The following is an 18,681-nucleotide window of genomic DNA, read 5'->3' on the forward strand; positions in this document are numbered from 1 at the left end:
GGTCTAGTCCCGCTTGGCGGCTTCCTGCCCGGCGGCTTCCTCGACCGCGCTAAGGGGCCTCGCGGCACCGGCAAGAAGCAGCGCCACCAGGATGGGTGCCATGATGGCCAGCAGCGCGGTGTGGATACCGGTGAGGTCACCGAGGTAGCCCAGCAGCGGTGGTCCAGCAAGGAATGATATATACCCCAAAGTGGATACAACGGAAACGCGTGCGGCTGAGTGCCGTGGGTCATCGGACGCAGCGGACATGCCCATGGGGAAAGCCAGGGCGGCGCCGACGCCCCACAGGGCTGCACCGATGCCGGCCAGCCAGATATTGGGCGCCAGCACAAAAAGGCCCAGGCCCGCGGCCGCTGCGGCCATGCTGGCCCGCAGGACTGCCACCCGTCCGTATGCGTCGATGACTCGGCCGCCCAGGAACCGCATGGCGGTCATGGCCAGGACGAAGAGGGCGAACATGAGGGCGCCGGTGGATTCGGAGGCGGCGAGCCCGTCCACTGACGCCTTGGCGATCCAGTCGTTGCCCGCTCCCTCGGTGAGGGTGGCGCCCAGGACCACGACGCCGATGAGCAGTGTCCTGCTGTCCCGCCACGCGGACGGTCCCTTGGCGGGTTTCGGCTCCCCCTCCACGGGGGCGGTGGAGATGTGGGGAAGGAAGTAGCGTGGCACGGTCAATGCCACCAGCACCACCACGGCTGCAATCGCCATGAGATGCAGCGGCAGGTCCACACCCAGGGTGGAAAGCCCTGCACCCACCAGGGCGCCAACGAATGCGCCGCCGCTGAAGGCCGCGTGGAACTGGGGCATGATGGTGCGACGGAGCTTGTGCTCCACGTCGGCCCCTTCGATGTTCTGTGCCACATCCCAAAGGCCAATGCCAATGCCAAAGAAGAACAGCGAAACCGCTGTTCCGGGAATGGACGTGGCCGAAAGCGACAGGGCGATTCCCACACCTGCGGCCGCCGCCAGCAAGCCCGCAAAGCGGACCGTGTTGGCGGTGCCAATCCTGCCGACCACCAGGCCGGCGGTGGGAAGTGCCAGCAGTGAGCCTACGGCCGTGCACAGCAGCAGCGTGCCCATTTGCCCCGACGTGATGTGCAGCGTCTGCGTAACGGCAGGGATCCTGGCCGCCCAGCTTGCGAACACGAGTCCGTTGATCCCGAAGACCACGAACGTGGCTGCGGCGGCGGCTCTCAAGCCTGCCTGCTGTTCCTTACCTGTACTGGAGCTCATACGTACACTACTTCCACAGAGTATTTTTTAAGGTCGGCATGGTCTTGGGCGCTGAATTGCCGGTCCGTCACGATGACATCCACTTTTTCCAGGCCGGCGACGAGCACCCGGGCGCTGGCCTGCCACTTTCCCGCGGAGGCGGCCACCACCACTCGTGCCGCAGCTTCCAGGCCGGCCTTCTTCACCGCGGCATCGTCGAGGTCGTGGGCCAGCAGGCCGTCGCGGAAGTCCACTGCGCAGGGCGTGACCACCGCGGTGTCAAAACGCAGGGACCTGATGTTGGACTCGGCCAGCGGTCCGCGGAAACAGAGTTCACCGGGCACCACGCTTCCACCCGGCAGCAGCAGGGCGGGGCGGGAGCCTGCGGCACCCTCACCGCCTGCAGCCGCATTGAGGGCCTGCAGGGACATGGGCATCAGGGTCACCTGCCGGCCGGCCGCTGCCCGCGCCACTTCGGTTGCCGTGCTGCCGCTGTCCAGCCAGACGTGTTCGCCGTCGGCCAGCAGGCCGGCCACGGCAGCTGCGATGCGCTTCTTGGCATCCCGGTCCTCCAGCTCCCGCTGTCCGTAGCCCGGGTTGCGGCCGTGGCCTATCAGGCTCCTGGCGCCGCCGTGGACCCTGCGGAGCACACCGTGGCCGGCCAGTACTTCAAGGTCCCGGCGGATGGTTGCGCCGGAGGCGGCGCAGGCCTGCATCAGGTCCTCGACGCTCACCTCCGGCTGCCGCCGGAGGATTTCGGCAATGGTCCTGTGCCGCTCGTCCGTTTTCATGAGCAAATGATATCAACTCATGATCATTTGCTCATGTGGTGGCCGGGACAGCTCAGCGGCTGCGCGCCACCCTCTGTTCGTCCCACACCGGCTCCGCCGACTCGTACACCTTCCCGTCGGAGCCGAATACCAGGAACCGGTCGAAGGTCCGGGCAAACCAGCGGTCGTGGGTGACCGCCAGGACAGTTCCCTCGAAGTGGTCAATGGCCCGCTCCAGCGCCTCAGCGGAGTGCAGGTCCAGGTTGTCCGTGGGCTCGTCCAGCAGCAGCAGGGTGGCACCACTGAGCTGAAGCAGGAGGATCTGGAACCGCGCCTGCTGGCCGCCGGAGAGTGACTCATACTTCTGTTCCGACTGTCCCGCCAGGCCGTAGCCGTCCAGGGCACCCGCGGCGGCCTCCCGGCCCAGCCCGGAACGGTGTTCATCGCCGCGGTGCAGGATTTCCAGCAGGGTCTTTCCCAGCAGGTCGGGACGGACATGGGTCTGGGCAAAGAATCCCGGCCGGATCCTGGCACCGAGCTTGACGGTGCCTTCGTGCGGTACCTCGGCGATGTCAACATCGGACACGGGCAGGTGTTCGCGTTCGGGGTCAGTGCCGCCAGTGGCCAGCAGCCGCAGGAAGTGCGACTTGCCGGAACCATTGGAGCCCAGCACGCCCACGCGGTCGCCGAACCACACTTCCGTGGAAAAGGGCTTCATGAGCCCGGTGAGTTCCAGCTTCTCCGCCACGATGGCGCGCTTGGCGGTCCGTCCGCCCTTGAGCCTCATTTGCACGTTCTGCTCGATGGGCAGCGCCTCGGGCGGCCCCACTTCAAGGAACTTTGCCAGCCGGGTCTGGGCGGCATGGTAGCGGTTGGCCATGTCGGAGCGGAACGCGGCCTTGTTCTTGTACATGTTGACGAGTTCCTTGAGCTTGATGTGCTCCTCGTCCCAGCGCTTGCGCAATTCCTCGAACCGGGCGTTCCGGTCCGCCCGGGCCTCCACGTACGATTCGAACCCGCCCCCGTGGATCCACGCGGCGGCCCCGTTGATCCCCGGCTCAAGGGTGACAATGCGCCCGGCGGCGTTGTTCAGCAGCTCGCGGTCGTGGCTGATGAAGAAGACGGTTTTCCTGGAGTCATTGAGCTTCTCCTCGAGCCAGCGCTTGCCCGGCACGTCAAGGTAGTTGTCCGGCTCGTCCAAAAGGAGGAGATCGTCCGGGCCGGCGAACAGTGCTTCCAGCACCAGGCGCTTCTGCTCGCCGCCGGAAAGGGTCGACGCCGGGCGGTGCTGTGCGCGGTCAAAGGGCAGTCCCAGCGCGGCCATGCAGACCTCGTCCCAGACGGTCTCGACGTCGTAGCCGCCGGCGTCCCCCCAGTCCACGATGGCCTGGGCGTACCGCATCTGGGTGGGCTCGTCGTCGTCCTCTATCATGGCCAGCTCGGCGTCATCCACCTCGCGGGCAGCGGCTGCCAGGGCCGGGGGAGCGGCGGACACCAGGAGGTCCCGGACGGTGGAGCCGTCCCGCACCTGCCCCACGAACTGGCGCATGATGCCCATGTTTCCGGACCGCCCAATGACGCCCTCGTCCGGGACCAGGTCTCCGGCGATGATCCGGAACAGCGTGGTCTTCCCAGTGCCGTTGGGCCCGATGAGGGCGGTCTTGGTGCCGTCAGGGACCTTGAAGGTCACTCCGTTCAGGAGCTGGGTGCCGTCGGAGAGGAAGTAGTCGATGCCGGAAACGTCAATATGGGCCACACCGTCAATCCTCCCACGCCGGTCCCTTGCCTGGCGGGGTCCCCTAGCCGGCGGCGGTGAGGAACTGCTTCAGCAGCGGGCCGGAGGTGGTGGCGCCCAGGCCGCCGTCCTCCACGAAGACGGCTACGGCCAGGTCCCCGTGGACGGCCACGATCCAGGCGTGCGTCTTTGGCGGAGTCTCGGTGCCGAATTCGGCGGTTCCGGTCTTCGCCCCTACCGGTGCCCCGGGGACGCTGGACAGGAACCCTGCGTGGCCGGACGTGACGACGGCGCGCATCATGTCTGCCAGCGACGCCGCCTCCGCAGCCGTGATCGGCTTGTCCGAGGCAGTGGAGGGTGCCTCGGCAGCGGCGGTTGCGGACCGGTCGGCCGCGGGGGCAGTGGAACCTGCCGTTGTTCCGGCAGCGGGCGCACCGGCGTCAGGGTTGAGGACCAGCTGCGCGGCGACGGGGGCGCCCTTGGCCACGGAGCCGGCCATGATTGCTGCGGCCAACGGGGAGAGCAATACCTTGCCCTGGCCAATCATGGACGCTGCGTGTTCGGTGCCCTGCGCCTGCCCTGGAACAGAGCCCAGGAAGGCTTCGGCGCCAAGTTTCGGCGCCTCCACCGCCACTCCCATGGACGTGGCAGCGGCTTCAAGCTGGCCCTGCGACACAGAGTCACGCTGGGAGATGAAGGCAGTGTTGCAGGAGTGGGCAAAGGCGTCCCGCAGGGTCACCGCGCCCAAAGAGGTCTCGGGGTAGCCTTCCGAGTTTTTGAAGGTCCGCCCGTCCACCGTGAGCGTGGGGGTGCACTGGATGGTGGAGTCGGGCGTCATCCCGTTCCGGAACATGGCCAGGGAATCCACCATCTTGAAGATCGATCCCGGGGCGTACTGTCCCAGCATTGCCGTGTTATAGCCGTTGCTGCCCGGCCCGGAAGCCGCTGCCAGCACGGCTCCAGTGGAGGGTCGGAGGGCCACGATGGCTGACGCCGGCCCCACCGGCTCCAGGATGCCCTCAGCCAGGGTCTGCAGCCGCGGATCGAGGGTGGTCTTCAGCGGCGTCCCGGGCTTGGGCTCCACCTGGAAGAGGACGCGGCGGGGGTCGGTGCCGGCGGATTGGATCTGTTCGCGCGTGAGGTCGGCCCGTTGCGCGCGGATGACGACGGCGTCCGATCCGCGGAGCTGTTCGTCATACTGCTGCTGGAGCCCTCCGATGCCCGTGACGTCCCCGGGGGCCAGGGCGCCATCGGACGCCTCGATTTGTTCCGCCGTCGCTTCCCCTACCGACCCGAGCACGGCCCGGGCAAACGTCCTGCTCGGGGCCAGGGGGATGGATGCCGGGATGCCGCGGGCGCCGGGAATGGCCTGGATCTGTGCATCGGTGATGGTCCGGCCCTCTTCGCGGAGGGTGATGGCGGAAACAAAGGCCTGGGCCCCTGCTGCCTTGACCTGCTGCACGTAGGCGGCAGGGTCCACTCCCACCAGGGCAGCCAGTTTGCCGGCGGAATCGGCGGGGTCTGCGCTGCCCAACTGGGGCTTGTCGATGCCCACATTCACCACGGGGCGGTAGGTCACCAGCGGGACGTCTCCGGCGCCCAGGATGTCTGCGCGCTGGGGGGTCTGGGATCCTTTGGTCACGATTTCGCTGTCCCCGAGGCCCGGTGCCAGGATGGCCGGATCCCAGACGGTGAGCCATTTATCGCCGGACTTCCTGAAGTTCGCTGCGATGGTGTACTTCCATTCCGCGTCGCCGAACTTCCAGGTGTAGTTCAGGGGTGCGGAGGCCTTGTCCCCGTCCAGCGTGAGTCCGCCTGCCTGGACCTCGGGCTTTTGCGGGTCCAGGGCCGCGAAGACCTGGTGCAGCTGATCGTTCGCTGCGGCGGCGTCCTTGCCGTCGAAAGCCACGGACCCTACATCGAGCGCCGAGACTGCGCCGGCCAGCTGCCGTGCCGCGGCTTCGGCGCCGGACTTTCCGTCATCGCAGGCCACCAGCGAGGTTCCGATAATGAGCGCAGTTATGGCAAGCGAAAGTTTTGTTGTTTTCCCCATCGCGCCATTATCCCCCGGGCCGGCTGACATCAGCGCCACGCGTGTTCAGTCCCGGGTCATGGAGCGTTATGAGAGCCCCAGGTCCGGCACCGGCAGTTTGAAGACGTCCTTCAGGGCGGACGTTGCGGCATGCAGCCCGGGCATGCCCGTCACCCCGGGACCCGGCGGTGTCGACGACGAACACAGGTAGACCCCCAGCAGCGGCGTCCGCCACGGGATGGGGGACACCACCGGCTTCTGGACCAGACCCCGGACGTCCATGATGCCGGCGCTGAAATCGCCCCCAATGTAGTTCCGGTTGTATTCAGCCAACTCCGCTGCGGTGATAACGTGTGATTCCACCACAAGATCGCGGAATCCCGGGGCGAACCGTTCCAGCTGCGCGGCAACCTGGCTGGTCATGTCCTTCGTCGAGCCGGAGGGAACATGGCAGTACGTCCACAGTGTGTGCCGGCCTGCAGGGGCGCGGCCTGCGTCGAAGCGGGACGGCTGGGCCACGAGCACATATGGCCGTTCAGGATGGCGTCCGGCACTGACTTCGTTTTCCGAGCGTGCCAGCTCGGCCCGCGTGCCGCCCACGTGCACGGTGCCGGCGTCGGAAAGTCCGCTGGCCTGCCACGGCACCGGCCCGGACAGGATGAAGTCCACCTTGCACGAGCCATTGCCGTAACGGAAGCGTTCCAGGGCCCGCCGGTAATGTCCGGGAAGTGATTCCCCTGCCATGTCCAGCAACCCCCGGGGTGCCACGTCCAGCAGCGTGGCGCGGGTGGCAGGAAGCTGTTCCAACCGGTCAATCGGGGTTCCGGTGTGGATGACACCTCCGTGGGCGCGGATGTCGTCCGCGAGGGCTGCCGCGATGGATGCGGAACCGCCGCGGGGGATGGGCCACCCCACGGCATGTCCCAGGGCACCAAGCATCAGCCCGGCTCCGGAGGCGGCGAGGGAGGGCAGGTGGGAGATGGCATGGGCGGCCACACCGCTGAGGAGGGCCGGCGCCAGTTCCTCCCGGAACCGAAGGTTCCACAGCCCGGTCCCTTGTTCCAGGGTCCGCAGGCCGTAGACGCCGGCCACCAGGGGGTTCCGGGGGATCCGGAGGAGTTGGTTTTGGGTGAAGTCCATGACGTCGTCAATGTGGCGGACCAGTGGCTCCATGAGCCGGCGGTACGCGGGTCCGTCCCGGCCCAGTCCTTCAACGGTCCTGTCCATCGATTGATAGGCCAGGGCTGCCCGGCCACCTTCCAGCGGGGAACCGAAGGACACGTCCGGGGTGATGAGGTCCACCCTTCGGGGCAACTCGAAAGCGCGGAAGAAAGGGGACGCCACAGCCATTGGGTGCACGGCGGAGCAGACATCATGGAAGTGCCCGGGCTGCATCAACTCCGTGGTCCGGGTTCCGCCGCCAATCGTCGCTGCGGCCTCGAAGACCTCCACTGACAGGCCGGCCCGCGCCATCACCGCTGCCGCGGAGAGTCCGTTGGGGCCGGACCCTACTACCGCCACATCAGGCACGGGACCCCGCCTTCGCCGCGCGGAATGAAGCCGGCAGCTTGAGCCGGATCCGGTCCGGCGCGTTGGAGAAGGGGCCGCCGTGGGGGTCGTCCAGGTGGTGGCGGCGGATGGGATCATAGGCGGGATCGTAAATGTCCCAGACGACGCGTGCCATGAGATAGGCCACCGCGGCCATATGCGCGGCCACCGCCAGGACGTAGTAGGGCATGTCCAGGTTGTGCTGGGAGGAACCTGCGCTGGTCACCTGTCCAAGGTACATCCATATCGCAGCCCAATGCAGGGCTTCGATGCCCTGCCAGACCAGGAAGTCGCGCCACCGCGGCCGGGCCAGGGCCAGCAGCGGAATGAGCCACACCACGTATTGGGGCGAATACACCTTGCTGGTAAGGATGAAGGCCGCCACGATCAGGAAGGCGAGCTGCGCCATGCGGGGACGGCGGGGGGCCGTCAACGCAACAGCGGCAATGCCTGCACAGGCCACGGCAAAGAACCCGGTGGAAAACATGCTGACGGCACCGGCGCCAAGCCCGGACCAGCCCAGCCTGTCCGCCACCAGGTTGTAGGCAAACCAGGCTGAGCTGTACCCGGCGCCCCGCTCAGCGCTGTACTGGAAGAAGAAGGCCCACCCGGGAGGGTTGGCGGCCGCGAACGGCAGGTTCACTGCCAGCCAGGTGGCGGCCGCGCTGCCACCGGCCACCAGCAGCGGTCGCCATCTTCCCGTGCGTACTGCAAGCAGCAGGATGGCGCCCAGCACCAGCAGCGGATACAGCTTGGTGGCCGTGGCGAGGCCAATCATGACCCCTGCGGGTACAAGCCGTTGCCGGGCAAAGAAGTACATCCCCAGGGCAAGCAGGCATGCGGCCCAAAGGTCCCAGTTGATGGTTCCGGCCAGCACGATCCCCGGGGCCACCGCCACCATGGCCGCATCCCACGGACGGCGGCCGGGCATGCGTGCTGTCACCAGCACGGTGGCCATGGCCACCGCCGCCAGCAGCACCGCGTTGATGTCAAAGTAGGCCAGGGCGCGGGCACCGGCCTCTCCGCCGGGTACCAGCCAGGCCGTCACACCCGCGATCAGCCCAAGGAGCACCGGGTATTCGAACTGGCTGCCGCTGCCCAGGATGGGAAAGATTCCCGCGGCCATGCCGCGGTTGCGGAACAATTCGGGGAAATCCGAGTAACACGTGGCATAGAACTGCGTGGGCGTCTCCCAGCCGTTGGCCCTGCAATAGCCCTTCAGCAGGACCCCCACCAGGGCTGCCAGGGCCGTGAGGACAATGAGCACCCGTTCCACCGAGTAGATACCGGGGGAGACCACGCCGGGATCTGTCCTGGATCCCAGCGGGCCGCCGATCACCTCGGTGAAATTCCGCAGCAGGGCATCGCTGCGGCTGGGCACTACGATTCGGGGCCGTCGTCCGCTGTCCGGCGACTGGGTCTCGTGCATGGCTTCGAGCTTACAGCCGGCCCCCTCCCGGGGGCTTGGGGGCCGGCCCGTCAGCGCAGGCCACCTATTTGCTGGTGCATGAGCACGAAAACGTCGTTCCGGTGCTGCTCCAGCAGGGCGCTGTTAAAGGAACTGCGGCGCTGCAGGGGCCGGGACAGGAGTCCCATGATTTTTTGCATCAAGGGAGCCACCTCCTTTCTTCGGTTACAAGGCACAAAAGTGCATGGCGAATTAGCACCCCTTTTCAGTGCGCAAAAGCGCGGAAATTTGGGCGCAAGGAATTCACCGAGGGAATTAGTGGAATTGCGCAGGAGCGCCGTGGCAGCGCGGACTACCGGGAGCCGGAAGTGAACCGCAATGCCGGTGGGAGAGCTGTGGCAAATGCGGGACTATGCGGCTGCGAAGGGGAGGCCTGGGCAGCAGCAGTTCCCGGAAGTCAGCGGAGAAGCACGGTGGTCCGGCCTGGACGGCCCGTCTTGGACATGGAGTCCCGCCTGGGCCTTGACGGTACTGGCACCGTGGCCCGCGGCCAGGTGGCTGGCGCCTAGCGGCGTCGCAGCAGGCCCGGGAGGTCCGCCGGCCGGCGGTAACCCGAGTTGACCGAAGCCACGCGCACAGGATCAGCAAAGGCCGGGAATGCATTGATGGAGGCATTCCATTCGCCAGTCAAAGTCATCATTATCCCAACCTCCTTTTCTACTGTCCGCTGCGTGGATTGCAATGCGGTCTTTGACCCCGGCAGATTGCCGTGGGGTCAGGAATAAAGGTACCCCAGGAATTCGCGGAAGACCAGCAATTTCCGGAGAAAAGAAGAAAACTTTTGAATAGGGGTATTTAGAGGCCCCAGCGGACAATGGCGGGGGTCTTCTTATCCCATCCAAGCGTGCAGACCTTCGCCGTGCCCAGGATGAAATGCCGGCCTTCCGTGGGCGGCAATTCCAGCCAGCGCGCGGTGAGGATCCGGGAGAAGTGCCCGTGCGCCACGATCAGCACATTGTCCATCCCGGATTCCAGGATCCGGCCGATGATCTTGTCCGCCCTGGCGGCAACCTCGTCGAGTGTCTCCCCGTTGGGCACGCCGTGGGTCCAGATCAGGTAGTCGGGGTTGTCCTTGCGGATCAGGTCCGAACTGATGCCCTCGTAGTCGCCATAGTTCCATTCGACCGCGAGCGGTTCATGCCGGGCATCGGGGAAGCCGGCGAGTTCGGCTGTCCGCCGTGCCCGCCGCAGCGGGGACGTGAGCACCAGGTCGAAGTCGACGCCGTCCAGCACCTTGCGGGCCTCCACGGCCTGCTGCTCGCCTTCCACCGTGAGGGGGAGATCGGTGAGGCCGGTGTACTGCCCGCTCTTTGACCATTCGGTTTCGCCGTGGCGGAGGATCCAGAGCTGGGGGCGCGGGGCAAAGGCGGGGTTGGTCACTTGGACTCCTCAACGGGTGAAGGTTCGACGGCGGCGGAAGAGACTCCAGGGCCGGGTCCGGCAGGTGCTGATTCAGGCTGTTCGGCCCACCACCGGAGCAGGCGCGCCTCAGCTTCCGCGGTGGGCAGTGGTCCGTGTTCCATCCGTTCATTCAGGAGGAACTTGTAGGCGCGGCCCACCACAGGCCCCGGTTTGAGTCCCAGCACGGCCATGATCCTGGCCCCGTCCAGGTCCGGGCGCACTGCGTCCAGGGACTCCTGTTCCCGGAGTGCGGCGATGCGGGCTTCGAGGTCGTCGTAGGCGAAGGCCAGGCGCTCGGCCTTGCGCTGGTTCCGGGTGGTGACGTCGGAGCGGGTCAGGCGGTGCAGGCGCTCCAGCAGCGGACCAGCATCGGTCACGTACCGGCGGACGGCCGAGTCGCTCCAGCCGGCGTCGCCGTAGCCGTAGAAGCGCATGTGGAGCTCCACCAGGCGTGCCACGGCCTTGATGGTGTCATTGTCGAACCGCAGCGCCTTCATCCTCTTGGAGGTGAGCTTGGCACCCACCATGTCGTGGTGCCGGAAGCTCACCGCGCCGCCCGGTTCGAAGCGGCGCGTAGCCGGCTTCCCGACGTCGTGCATCAATGCAGCGAAGCGCAGCACGAAGTCCGGTCCGGGCACCGGACCCTCCGCGTCGGTTTCGAGCTCGGCTGCCTGCTCCAGGACCTGGAGCGAGTGCTGGTAGACGTCTTTATGCCGGTGGTGCTCGTCGGATTCGAGGCGGAGGGCGGAAACCTCGGGCAGTACATGCTCGGCCAGCCCGGTTTCCACCAGGAGGTCGATTCCCGTCCGTGGCCGGGCACCGCAAATCAGCTTGACCAGTTCATCCCGCACGCGCTCGGCGGAGATGATTTTGATCCGTTCCGCCATGCCTGTCATTGCGTCCCGCACGTCATCGTGGACCGAGACGCCCAGCTGCGCGGCGAACCTGGCGGCCCGCATCATCCGCAGGGGGTCGTCGGAGAAGGACGCTTCCGGCGCGCCGGGGGTGGCCAGCACGGAGGCGTGGAGGTCGCGGACGCCGCCGAAGGGGTCCACCAGCTCCATGGAGGGCAGCTTCAACGCCATGGCGTTAATGGTGAAGTCGCGGCGCAGCAGGTCATCAGTCAGCGAGGAACCGAACGCCACCACGGGCTTGCGCGAATCGGGATCGTACGCCTCGGCCCGGTACGTGGTGATCTCAATCTGGAAGCCGGCCTTGCGCATGCCAATGGTGCCGAAGGCGCGCCCGATTTCCCAGAAGTTGTCCGCCCACTTTTTGATCAGGGCCACGGTCTGGTCCGGCGTGGCGTCGGTGGTGAAGTCAAGGTCGGGGGAGGTCCGCCCAAGGAACAGGTCACGCACCGGACCGCCCACCAGGGACAGCTCGTGGCCGGCGTCCACGAAGCGCCGGCCGAGCTCCAGGACCACCGGGTCCACCTTGAAGTCGACAGTGTGGGAATCAATCTTGTGATGTGCGTGCGACATAGTTCCTTAAGCTTGGCAGAAACCAGCGCCGCGGCAGTCCAAAAAGCGTCACGATCCGGGCCAATTGACCTTCGCCGCCGGAAAGTGCGTCATATCCTGTCCATGTTGGTGTCATGTTCCGGTCATCACGGAAGGGCAACAGTCGTTAGAGTGGACTCCATGGCCCATCCAGTACCGAGCGCTCCAGGCAGGAGGACGAACGCACCATTGCCGTCGGCAATCGGGGCGCACGTTGCCCCTGCCCAGCAATCGGCACCGGCGTCGCTGCCTACGGTCGAGGAAGTCTCGGCCGGCGGTGTCGTGGTGGATACGTCCGACGCCGGGTTGAGGGTTGCGATCATCGCCCGCCTTAATAGGGGTGGCCGCCTCGAGTGGTGCCTGCCCAAGGGCCATCCGGAGGGCAAGGAAAACAACGAAGAGGCCGCGGTCCGTGAGATTGCCGAGGAAACCGGCATCGAGGGCACCATCCTGGCGCCGCTTGGCAGCATCGACTACTGGTTCACCGTCAGCGGCCACCGGGTCCACAAGACCGTGCACCACTACCTCCTGCGGGCCACCGGCGGCGAACTCACCATCGAGAACGATCCCGACCAGGAAGCCGTGGACGTGGCGTGGGTCCCCATCCAGGAACTTGCCCGGAAGCTGTCATTCCCCAACGAACGCCGCATCGCCGACCTCGCCCGTGACGTCCTGCCCGGACACCTCTAAGCCCGGACGCCGCCGTCGCCATTGCGGTGTTAAGTGCCGGTGGGTGAGACGATGAAGTCGATGTCAGCTACCAACTTTCCTTCCGACCGGTCCGGCCGGCCCGATGACGCGGCACCCGACGGCGTGCCCCCGGAGCCGGCCGCTCCGGACCTGGCCCAGCCCGTGGCCGCTGGCCCCAGCGAAACCCGTTCCAGCGCCATCATGGCCGCCGGAACGCTGGTTTCGCGTTTCCTGGGCTTCGGCAAGACCTGGATGCTCGGTACCGCCCTGGGCCTGGGCTCAACGGTCAATGACACGTTCATCAACGCCAACAACCTGCCCAACCTGATCTTCCTCCTGGTGGCCGGCGGCGTGTTCAACGCGGTCCTGGTCCCACAGATCATCAAGGCCAGCAAGGCTCCGGACAGGGGAGCGGACTACATCAGCCGGCTGCTGACGCTGGCTGTCCTGCTCCTGTTCGGCCTGACGGCCCTGGTCACCCTGGCAGCTCCCGGCGTGATCGAACTGACCACCCAGGGCTATTCACCCCAGCAAAAGGCCCTGGCGGTCACCTTCGCGTTCTGGTGCCTGCCGCAGATCTTCTTCTACGGCCTTTACGCCCTGCTCACCCAGGTCCTGAACGCCAACGGCGCCTTTGGCCCTGCCATGTGGGCGCCCATCATGAACAACCTGGTGGCCATCGCCGGCCTGGGCATGTTCATCTGGATTTTCGGCAGCAACGAGGTCAACCCGCACAACCTGGACAACTGGGGATCAACGCAAACGCTCCTGGTGGCAGGATTCTCCACCATCGGCGTGCTGTCCCAGACAGCCATCCTGCTGGTCCCGGTCTTCCGGCTGAAGCTCGGCCTCCGGCCACGGTTCGGCTGGCGCGGCGTGGGGCTGGGCCACGCAGCCAGGCTGAGCGTATGGACGCTCCTGACGGCCGCCGTCGGGCAGCTCGCCTTCCTGTACGTCATGCGCATCGCCACCATTCCCGGCGCCGAACGCATCCGCCTGCAGCAGGCGGGGGACCCGTCGGCATACACCCTGCCCGGCAACGCGGTCCTTGAAGTGGCCAGCCAGCTGTACCTGCTGCCGCACTCGATCATTGCCCTGTCGCTGGCCACCGTGCTCTTCAACCGGATGACGCGGGCATCGCAGGACGGCAACCGGGCTGAACTGCGCGACGCCCTCTCCCACGGCCTGCGGACCATGGCCGTGGCCACTGTGTTCGGGGCGCTGGCACTGTTTGCCCTGGCCGGTCCGCTGGGCATGTTCTTCTCCGGCGGACTGCGGCAGGACGGCGTCATGCTGGCCCAGACGCTCACCATCCTGGCCCTCAGCACTCCGTTCATGAGTGCCAACTTCATGATGTCCCGCGTGTTCTACGCCAACGAGGACGCCCGCACGCCGTTCTATGTCCAGCTGCTGCTCGCCGTGGTGTACGTGGCGGGGGCGTTTGCCATCCAGTTCCTGCCGGTGGGCCAGATCATCTACGCCATTGCCGTCCTCTACATGGTGGGCAACATCCTCTCGGTGGTCATCAGCGCGTTCTTCCTGCGGCGCATGCTGGGCCACCTCGACGGCCCACGGATCGCCAACTCCTACATCCGCATGGGGTACGCGGCCCTCGGTTCGGCAATCGCCGGTGCGGGCGCCCTGTGGCTCATGGGCAGCTACAATCCGGACGGTTTCGCATGGCAGAACCGGATCACTGCCCTGGTCACCGTCATTGTGGTGGGACCCGTCATGCTGGTGGTGTACTTCGTCCTTCTCAAGCTGTTCCGGGTCTCAGAGCTCACCGACATGCTCCGGCCCCTGCTGGGCAGGTTTGGCCGCGGCAGCCAGGCCCCTGCTCCGGATGCCGGGGACGCGCCGTCGTCCCCTCCCGCTGAAGCTGTGGACGGGGAGCGCGGCCACCGCCCGGAGCGGGCCACCACGTCCGTTGATACCGGCCTTATCCCCCGTATCTCCGGTGAATTCGACGCCGTCTCCTTCCGTGCCGGCCCGGACCCGCAGCGTGGGACGCACCGTCCGCAGATGTACGACAGCGGCACGGCCCAGGGTGCCGAGGACGCCTACCTGCCGGGGGAGGACCAGCCCGGCACCGCCCGCGGCGGCCTGCTCAGGGAACAGATCCCGCTTCCCGGCCGCCGCACCTACCAGGGGAAGCCCGGCGAGAACCCGTATTTCAAGACCAGGCGCAAGCGGAAAAAGTAAATTCCGTCCGGTCTGGCGCACGTCTTCTCCGCAGCCGTTTGGGGCGGATCGGCTAGGATCGAACAGGTACAGGGGTAGTTGCATTACGGGTTTGCCGTGCGCGGCACCCGAACGGCGGTTGCGTCATCAGACCGGCAATCCCGGACAGTCTAGGAGGAACACGTGTCCAACCCGATCGACGTCGGATCAGTACTGGGCGGCCGCTACAAGGTCACCGCCACAGTGTTGGCCTCGCACGACCACGATCTGGTGCTGGACGGTGTGGACCAGGTCCTCAACCGCCCGGTCAGCATCCTGGTTGCCGGCCCGGAGAACACCGAACAGGTTGCGCAGAGCGCCCGCGAAGTCGCCACCGGCGAACGTCCCGGCACCGTTCAGGTCCTGGACCTTGGCGTCACCGAGGACGCCACCTACCTCATCACCAACCACACATCCGCCGCCGACCTGCTGGACTTGGTGGTTGCGCCCAATCCGCCGTACGTGGAGCCATTCTTCACGGACACGCTGGGCAGTGAAATCTTCGGCCAGCCGCGGTCGCACGAGCCGGAGCCGTACGACGAGGAAGACCACGTCGACGCCGGATACATCAACTACGCCGATTCGCACCCCAGCCAGGTTGATCCATACCGTTCAGCGCCGGCCGTACCGCCCAGGCCGTCCGTTCGTCCCGCTGCCCAGCAGCCCGCCGCACCAGTGCGCGCTGCCGGGGCCGCTCCGGGCGCTGGTGCCGCTGCAGCGGCCGGTGGGGCTGCAGGTGCTGCTTCGAACAAGGGAAACGGGTCCTCCCGGATGGATCCGGATGCCACTGCAGCGCAGCCGGTGGCAACCAATGCCCAGTCCCCGTCCGGACGCGCCAGCGCTGCGGAGGCGGACACAGGACCCAACGATACCGCTGCCGCAAGCACCCCACGGCAGCAGGTCCAGCCAACCGCTGAGGACCGGACGCCCAAGGTTTCCCTGTGGTCCGACGACGACTATGCGCAGTCAGGGGATCAGGACCACTACGAGGAAACCCACGAATCCCCGCAGGAATCGCATCCAGTCAAGGGGAAGGCAGCCCTCTTTGCACGTGCGGCTGCGCCCGCTGCCGCCGGCGTCGCCTTCGCGGACCGTGCCGAGGATGACGACGACGATCGTGATGAGTCCGAAAACCAGCCCCGATCCATGCGCTGGCTGGTGGGCGGGCTCCTGGCCGTTGTGCTGATCGCCGGCCTGATCTTCGCCGTGACCAACCTGGGCAGCCTCTTTACGCCGGGGCCTCAGGCCAAGCCGACAACTGGCCCCGCAACCACCAACTCCCAGGCATCAGCGCCTGCCACTCAGGCAGCACCGTCGGCGCCGCCCGCCGTTCCGCCGGCCATCGAGAGCGTCAGCCGGCAGGGGAACTTCGACTTCGCCGCCACCTTCGATGGCGATCTGGTCAAGGCCTACGACGGCAATGCCGCCAGCTACTGGTCCGATATGGAATTCGCCACGGAAAACTGGGGTGGCCTGGCCCCGCAGGGCGTCCCCCTCGTTGTGAAGCTGAAGAGCGCTGCCACTGTCTCCTCCATCACGCTCTCCCAGCTCGGGGGATCGGGGGGCAACATCACGGTCTACACCAATGACCGGCCCACCATGGACGGAGCCAAGGCAGTAGGAACCAACAGCTTCACGTCCACAGACCTGAACATGCCCCTTCCGGAACCGGTGCAGGCACAGTACGTGATTGTCTCCATCAATTCCCTTCCCAAGCTGGCGGCTCCCAAGACCCGCTACGGCTACGGTCTCCGGCTGGCTGAAATCAAGGTCCAGTAGGCGTCTTTCCGCCTGCGGGTGTTGCCGGCGCTGTTACTGCTGCCCACCGGCACCCGCAGCGGGAATGTAGTCTGGAAAGAGCGCCCTGCGACGGCTGGTCCTCTGACTTCCCCGATGGTTCACCTTGCCCGGGCGCTGGAATATTCAGCACGCGGACACAGTTGTGCCATGTGGCCGGCCTCCACGGGGAGGCGAGTCGAACAAGGAAGAGGTTCACGGTCCAGTGACCATCGAAGAGAAGACGGCGTCCGGCGTTCGCGACGTCATCATTGTGGGCTCCGGCCCGGCGGGCTACACGGCCGCCGTCTACACAGCCAGGGCGAACCTCAAGCCTCTGCTGCTGGCGGGGTCAGTGACCGCCGGCGGGGAGTTGATGAACACCACCGACGTTGAAAACTACCCCGGCTTTCCGGAAGGGATCATGGGGCCGGACCTCATGGAGAACTTCGAGAAGCAGGCGGCACGCTTTGGTACCGAGATCCAGTTCGAGGATGTAACCACGCTCGAACTTGAGGGCGCCATCAAGACGGTGACCATCGCCACGGGGGAGACCTTCAAGGCGAAGGCGGTCATTCTCTCCACTGGTTCCGCATACAGGGAACTTGGCCTGCCTAACGAGAAGCGCCTGTCCGGGCACGGTGTCAGCTGGTGCGCAACCTGTGACGGTTTCTTTTTCAAGGATCAAGACATCGCCGTAATCGGCGGTGGCGATTCCGCCATGGAGGAGGCCCTGTTCCTCACCAAGTTTGCGAAATCAGTAACGGTTGTTCACCGCCGCGATTCGCTGAAAGCCTCAAAGATCATGGCGGACCGGGCACTGGCACACGACAAGATCAACTTTGTGTGGAACAGCACCGTGGACGATGTCCTGGGAACGGACAAAGTGACGGGTATTCGGTTGAAGAACCTGTTGGACGGATCTTTGTCAGACCTCGCAGTGACAGGTGTCTTCGTCGCTATCGGCAACGATCCCCGTACGGACCTCGTCAAGGATGTCCTCGCGCTGACGCCTGAGGGAACCATCGCCGTGGAGGGTCGAAGCTCCCGTACCAGCCTTCCCGGCGTCTTCGCCGCCGGAGACGTTGTTGACCCTACCTACCGCCAGGCCATCACTGCCTCCGGTTCCGGCTGTGTCGCGGCAATAGACGTCGAGCACTACCTGGCCGACCTGACGGCATAATCTGCCCCCACTGTTATCCGAAGAGAAAGATAAGGTTATGAGCAACGCTAAAGATGTAACTGACGCAAGTTTCGGCTCCGACGTTCTGTCCGCCGAAAAGCCGGTAATCGTGGACTTCTGGGCCGAATGGTGCGGGCCCTGCCGTAAGCTCGGACCTATCCTGGATGAGATTTCCGTGGAGTATGGTGAAAAGGTTGACGTCGTCAAGGTCAACGTAGACGACAACCCTGCCATCGCCGCTGAGTATGGAATCACTTCCATTCCTGCCGTTTACCTTTTCCAGGGTGGCGAAGTGAAGAGCACAGTTATCGGTGCCAAGCCGAAGCAGTTCTTCGAAAAGGAATTCGCAGACGTTCTCTCCTGAGCACCCCTCCCTGCGGTAGGCAGGAAGTGGGATCTGCACAAAATTGGCCATCGCCCCGGGGCGGTGGCCAATTTTTGGTCTGCGCCCATTGAGATGGGACGGGTCAGACAGGGTTTCACGTGAAACATTCGTTCGACAGGGCATGAAACGCCTAGTCTGCACTATCAGGGCCTTTTCGCTGGCGACGTACTTCGTACGGGACTGTGGACCAACCATTCGGGCCGCACGACGGGTTACTGCCTTCAGCTACTAGTAGGTCGCGTTTCACGTGAAACATCCGTCTGGGTGGACTGGGTGCCGAACTTGAGTCATGCCGCCCTGGGGTAAGCAGGACTAGGCGACCGTTACTAGCGTGGCAATGAATTTGTGCGTCCCCCCTTCTTGAGAGCGTGCGAGCCGTGTTCGCCTCGCTTGACCACCCGAGAAATGGGGTGGCGGTGTGGAGCTTTAGCTGCCCCAATTCGGTGAGCAGCGATGAATCACGCTTGCCGCGATCCGGTGGGTCATTTCTGGTTCCGATCTCCTGTATGTCAGGCAGAGCACAACTATCGAACTATTCCCAAGGCCGCGAAGCTTGTTCGACCAGAGAATTCATTACGTGCAGCCGGAGACCCTGACGCGCGGGGAGGGTGGAGCTGCGGTCCTCCCAGCACTTCCAGGTCGCTTTGGAGCGTCACGAGGGGACGAAGTTGCAACCGGACCGAAACCGGCACAGTGCGGCCAGGAATTCACCATCTTGACGCGGGGTGAAGGAGAACGGTGATAGTTCCCCGCTCCCAA

15 protein-coding genes are annotated in these 18,681 nt (G+C 65.6%); 5 read left to right on the top strand and 10 right to left on the bottom strand.

Annotation, left to right across the window (positions count from 1 at the left end; all coding sequences use genetic code 11):
- Positions 1 to 3: 3 nt before the first annotated feature.
- The 10 genes from LDO86_RS20065 to LDO86_RS20100 all read right to left on the bottom strand — a co-directional run bounded on the left by LDO86_RS20065 (position 4) and on the right by LDO86_RS20100 (position 11,650).
- Positions 4 to 1,233 carry an MFS transporter gene (locus LDO86_RS20065; protein ID WP_051081376.1) on the bottom strand — a complete coding sequence of 410 codons (1,230 nt, stop codon included), beginning with the start codon at positions 1,231 to 1,233 and terminating at the stop codon, positions 4 to 6.
- Positions 1,230 to 2,003 (bottom strand): DeoR/GlpR family DNA-binding transcription regulator, encoded by a 774-nt coding sequence (locus tag LDO86_RS20070; RefSeq protein WP_224084173.1) that lies wholly within the window; start codon positions 2,001 to 2,003, stop codon positions 1,230 to 1,232. Before LDO86_RS20070 ends, LDO86_RS20065 begins: the two co-directional genes overlap by 4 nt.
- Before the next feature lie 52 nt (positions 2,004 to 2,055).
- Positions 2,056 to 3,738, bottom strand: coding sequence for an ATP-binding cassette domain-containing protein (locus tag LDO86_RS20075; protein ID WP_018769856.1), 1,683 nt, complete (start codon positions 3,736 to 3,738; stop codon positions 2,056 to 2,058).
- A gap of 43 nt (positions 3,739 to 3,781) precedes the next feature.
- Positions 3,782 to 5,770, bottom strand: coding sequence for a penicillin-binding transpeptidase domain-containing protein (locus tag LDO86_RS20080; RefSeq protein ID WP_018769857.1), 1,989 nt, complete (start codon positions 5,768 to 5,770; stop codon positions 3,782 to 3,784).
- Positions 5,771 to 5,836: 66 nt separating this feature from the next.
- Complete coding sequence (locus LDO86_RS20085; protein WP_018769858.1) at positions 5,837 to 7,279, bottom strand: NAD(P)/FAD-dependent oxidoreductase; 1,443 nt, start codon at positions 7,277 to 7,279, stop codon at positions 5,837 to 5,839.
- Positions 7,272 to 8,726 carry a glycosyltransferase 87 family protein gene (locus tag LDO86_RS20090; protein WP_043425015.1) on the bottom strand — a complete coding sequence of 485 codons (1,455 nt, stop codon included), beginning with the start codon at positions 8,724 to 8,726 and terminating at the stop codon, positions 7,272 to 7,274. The genes LDO86_RS20085 and LDO86_RS20090 overlap by 8 nt, the downstream gene beginning before the upstream one ends.
- A gap of 50 nt (positions 8,727 to 8,776) precedes the next feature.
- Positions 8,777 to 8,908 carry a hypothetical protein gene (locus LDO86_RS20240; RefSeq protein WP_261377430.1) on the bottom strand — a complete coding sequence of 44 codons (132 nt, stop codon included), beginning with the start codon at positions 8,906 to 8,908 and terminating at the stop codon, positions 8,777 to 8,779.
- A gap of 362 nt (positions 8,909 to 9,270) precedes the next feature.
- Positions 9,271 to 9,405, bottom strand: a complete 135-nt coding sequence (locus LDO86_RS20245; RefSeq protein ID WP_018769862.1) for a hypothetical protein — start codon at positions 9,403 to 9,405, stop codon at positions 9,271 to 9,273.
- A 155-nt stretch (positions 9,406 to 9,560) separates the two neighbouring features.
- Positions 9,561 to 10,145 carry a histidine phosphatase family protein gene (locus LDO86_RS20095; RefSeq protein WP_018769863.1) on the bottom strand — a complete coding sequence of 195 codons (585 nt, stop codon included), beginning with the start codon at positions 10,143 to 10,145 and terminating at the stop codon, positions 9,561 to 9,563.
- Positions 10,142 to 11,650, bottom strand: coding sequence for a CCA tRNA nucleotidyltransferase (locus LDO86_RS20100; protein WP_018769864.1), 1,509 nt, complete (start codon positions 11,648 to 11,650; stop codon positions 10,142 to 10,144). The genes LDO86_RS20095 and LDO86_RS20100 overlap by 4 nt, the downstream gene beginning before the upstream one ends.
- Before the next feature lie 207 nt (positions 11,651 to 11,857).
- Between LDO86_RS20100 and LDO86_RS20105 the strand changes: the two genes are divergently transcribed.
- The 5 genes from LDO86_RS20105 (at position 11,858) to trxA (ending at position 17,901) form a co-directional block, all read left to right on the top strand.
- On the top strand, positions 11,858 to 12,358 hold the full coding sequence (locus tag LDO86_RS20105) for an NUDIX hydrolase (RefSeq protein ID WP_018769865.1): 501 nt from the start codon (positions 11,858 to 11,860) through the stop codon (positions 12,356 to 12,358).
- Positions 12,359 to 12,418: 60 nt separating this feature from the next.
- Positions 12,419 to 14,560, top strand: a complete 2,142-nt coding sequence (murJ, locus tag LDO86_RS20110) for a murein biosynthesis integral membrane protein MurJ (RefSeq protein WP_018769866.1) — start codon at positions 12,419 to 12,421, stop codon at positions 14,558 to 14,560.
- Positions 14,561 to 14,722: 162 nt separating this feature from the next.
- Positions 14,723 to 16,357: an ABC transporter substrate-binding protein gene (locus tag LDO86_RS20115; RefSeq protein WP_018769867.1), complete on the top strand. Its 1,635-nt coding sequence runs from the start codon at positions 14,723 to 14,725 to the stop codon at positions 16,355 to 16,357.
- 223 nt (positions 16,358 to 16,580) lie between these two features.
- Positions 16,581 to 17,537, top strand: coding sequence for a thioredoxin-disulfide reductase (gene trxB, locus LDO86_RS20120; RefSeq protein WP_018769868.1), 957 nt, complete (start codon positions 16,581 to 16,583; stop codon positions 17,535 to 17,537).
- A 37-nt stretch (positions 17,538 to 17,574) separates the two neighbouring features.
- On the top strand, positions 17,575 to 17,901 hold the full coding sequence (gene trxA / locus LDO86_RS20125) for a thioredoxin (RefSeq protein ID WP_018769869.1): 327 nt from the start codon (positions 17,575 to 17,577) through the stop codon (positions 17,899 to 17,901).
- Positions 17,902 to 18,681: the final 780 nt, after the last annotated feature.

It is taken from the genome of Arthrobacter sp. StoSoilB19 (assembly GCF_019977275.1).
Lineage (GTDB): Bacteria > Actinomycetota > Actinomycetes > Actinomycetales > Micrococcaceae > Arthrobacter.

Bases quoted from the DNA above. Each gene is read 5' to 3' on its own strand.
- LDO86_RS20100 (WP_018769864.1), bottom strand. From the start codon at position 11,650: ATGTCGCACGCACATCACAAGATTGATTCCCACACTGTCGACTTCAAG.
- LDO86_RS20245 (WP_018769862.1), bottom strand. From the start codon at position 9,405: ATGATGACTTTGACTGGCGAATGGAATGCCTCCATCAATGCATTCCCG.
- murJ (WP_018769866.1), top strand. From the start codon at position 12,419: ATGTCAGCTACCAACTTTCCTTCCGACCGGTCCGGCCGGCCCGATGAC.
- LDO86_RS20090 (WP_043425015.1), bottom strand. From the start codon at position 8,726: ATGCACGAGACCCAGTCGCCGGACAGCGGACGACGGCCCCGAATCGTA.
- LDO86_RS20065 (WP_051081376.1), bottom strand. From the start codon at position 1,233: ATGAGCTCCAGTACAGGTAAGGAACAGCAGGCAGGCTTGAGAGCCGCC.
- LDO86_RS20070 (WP_224084173.1), bottom strand. From the start codon at position 2,003: ATGAAAACGGACGAGCGGCACAGGACCATTGCCGAAATCCTCCGGCGG.
- trxA (WP_018769869.1), top strand. From the start codon at position 17,575: ATGAGCAACGCTAAAGATGTAACTGACGCAAGTTTCGGCTCCGACGTT.
- LDO86_RS20080 (WP_018769857.1), bottom strand. From the start codon at position 5,770: ATGGGGAAAACAACAAAACTTTCGCTTGCCATAACTGCGCTCATTATC.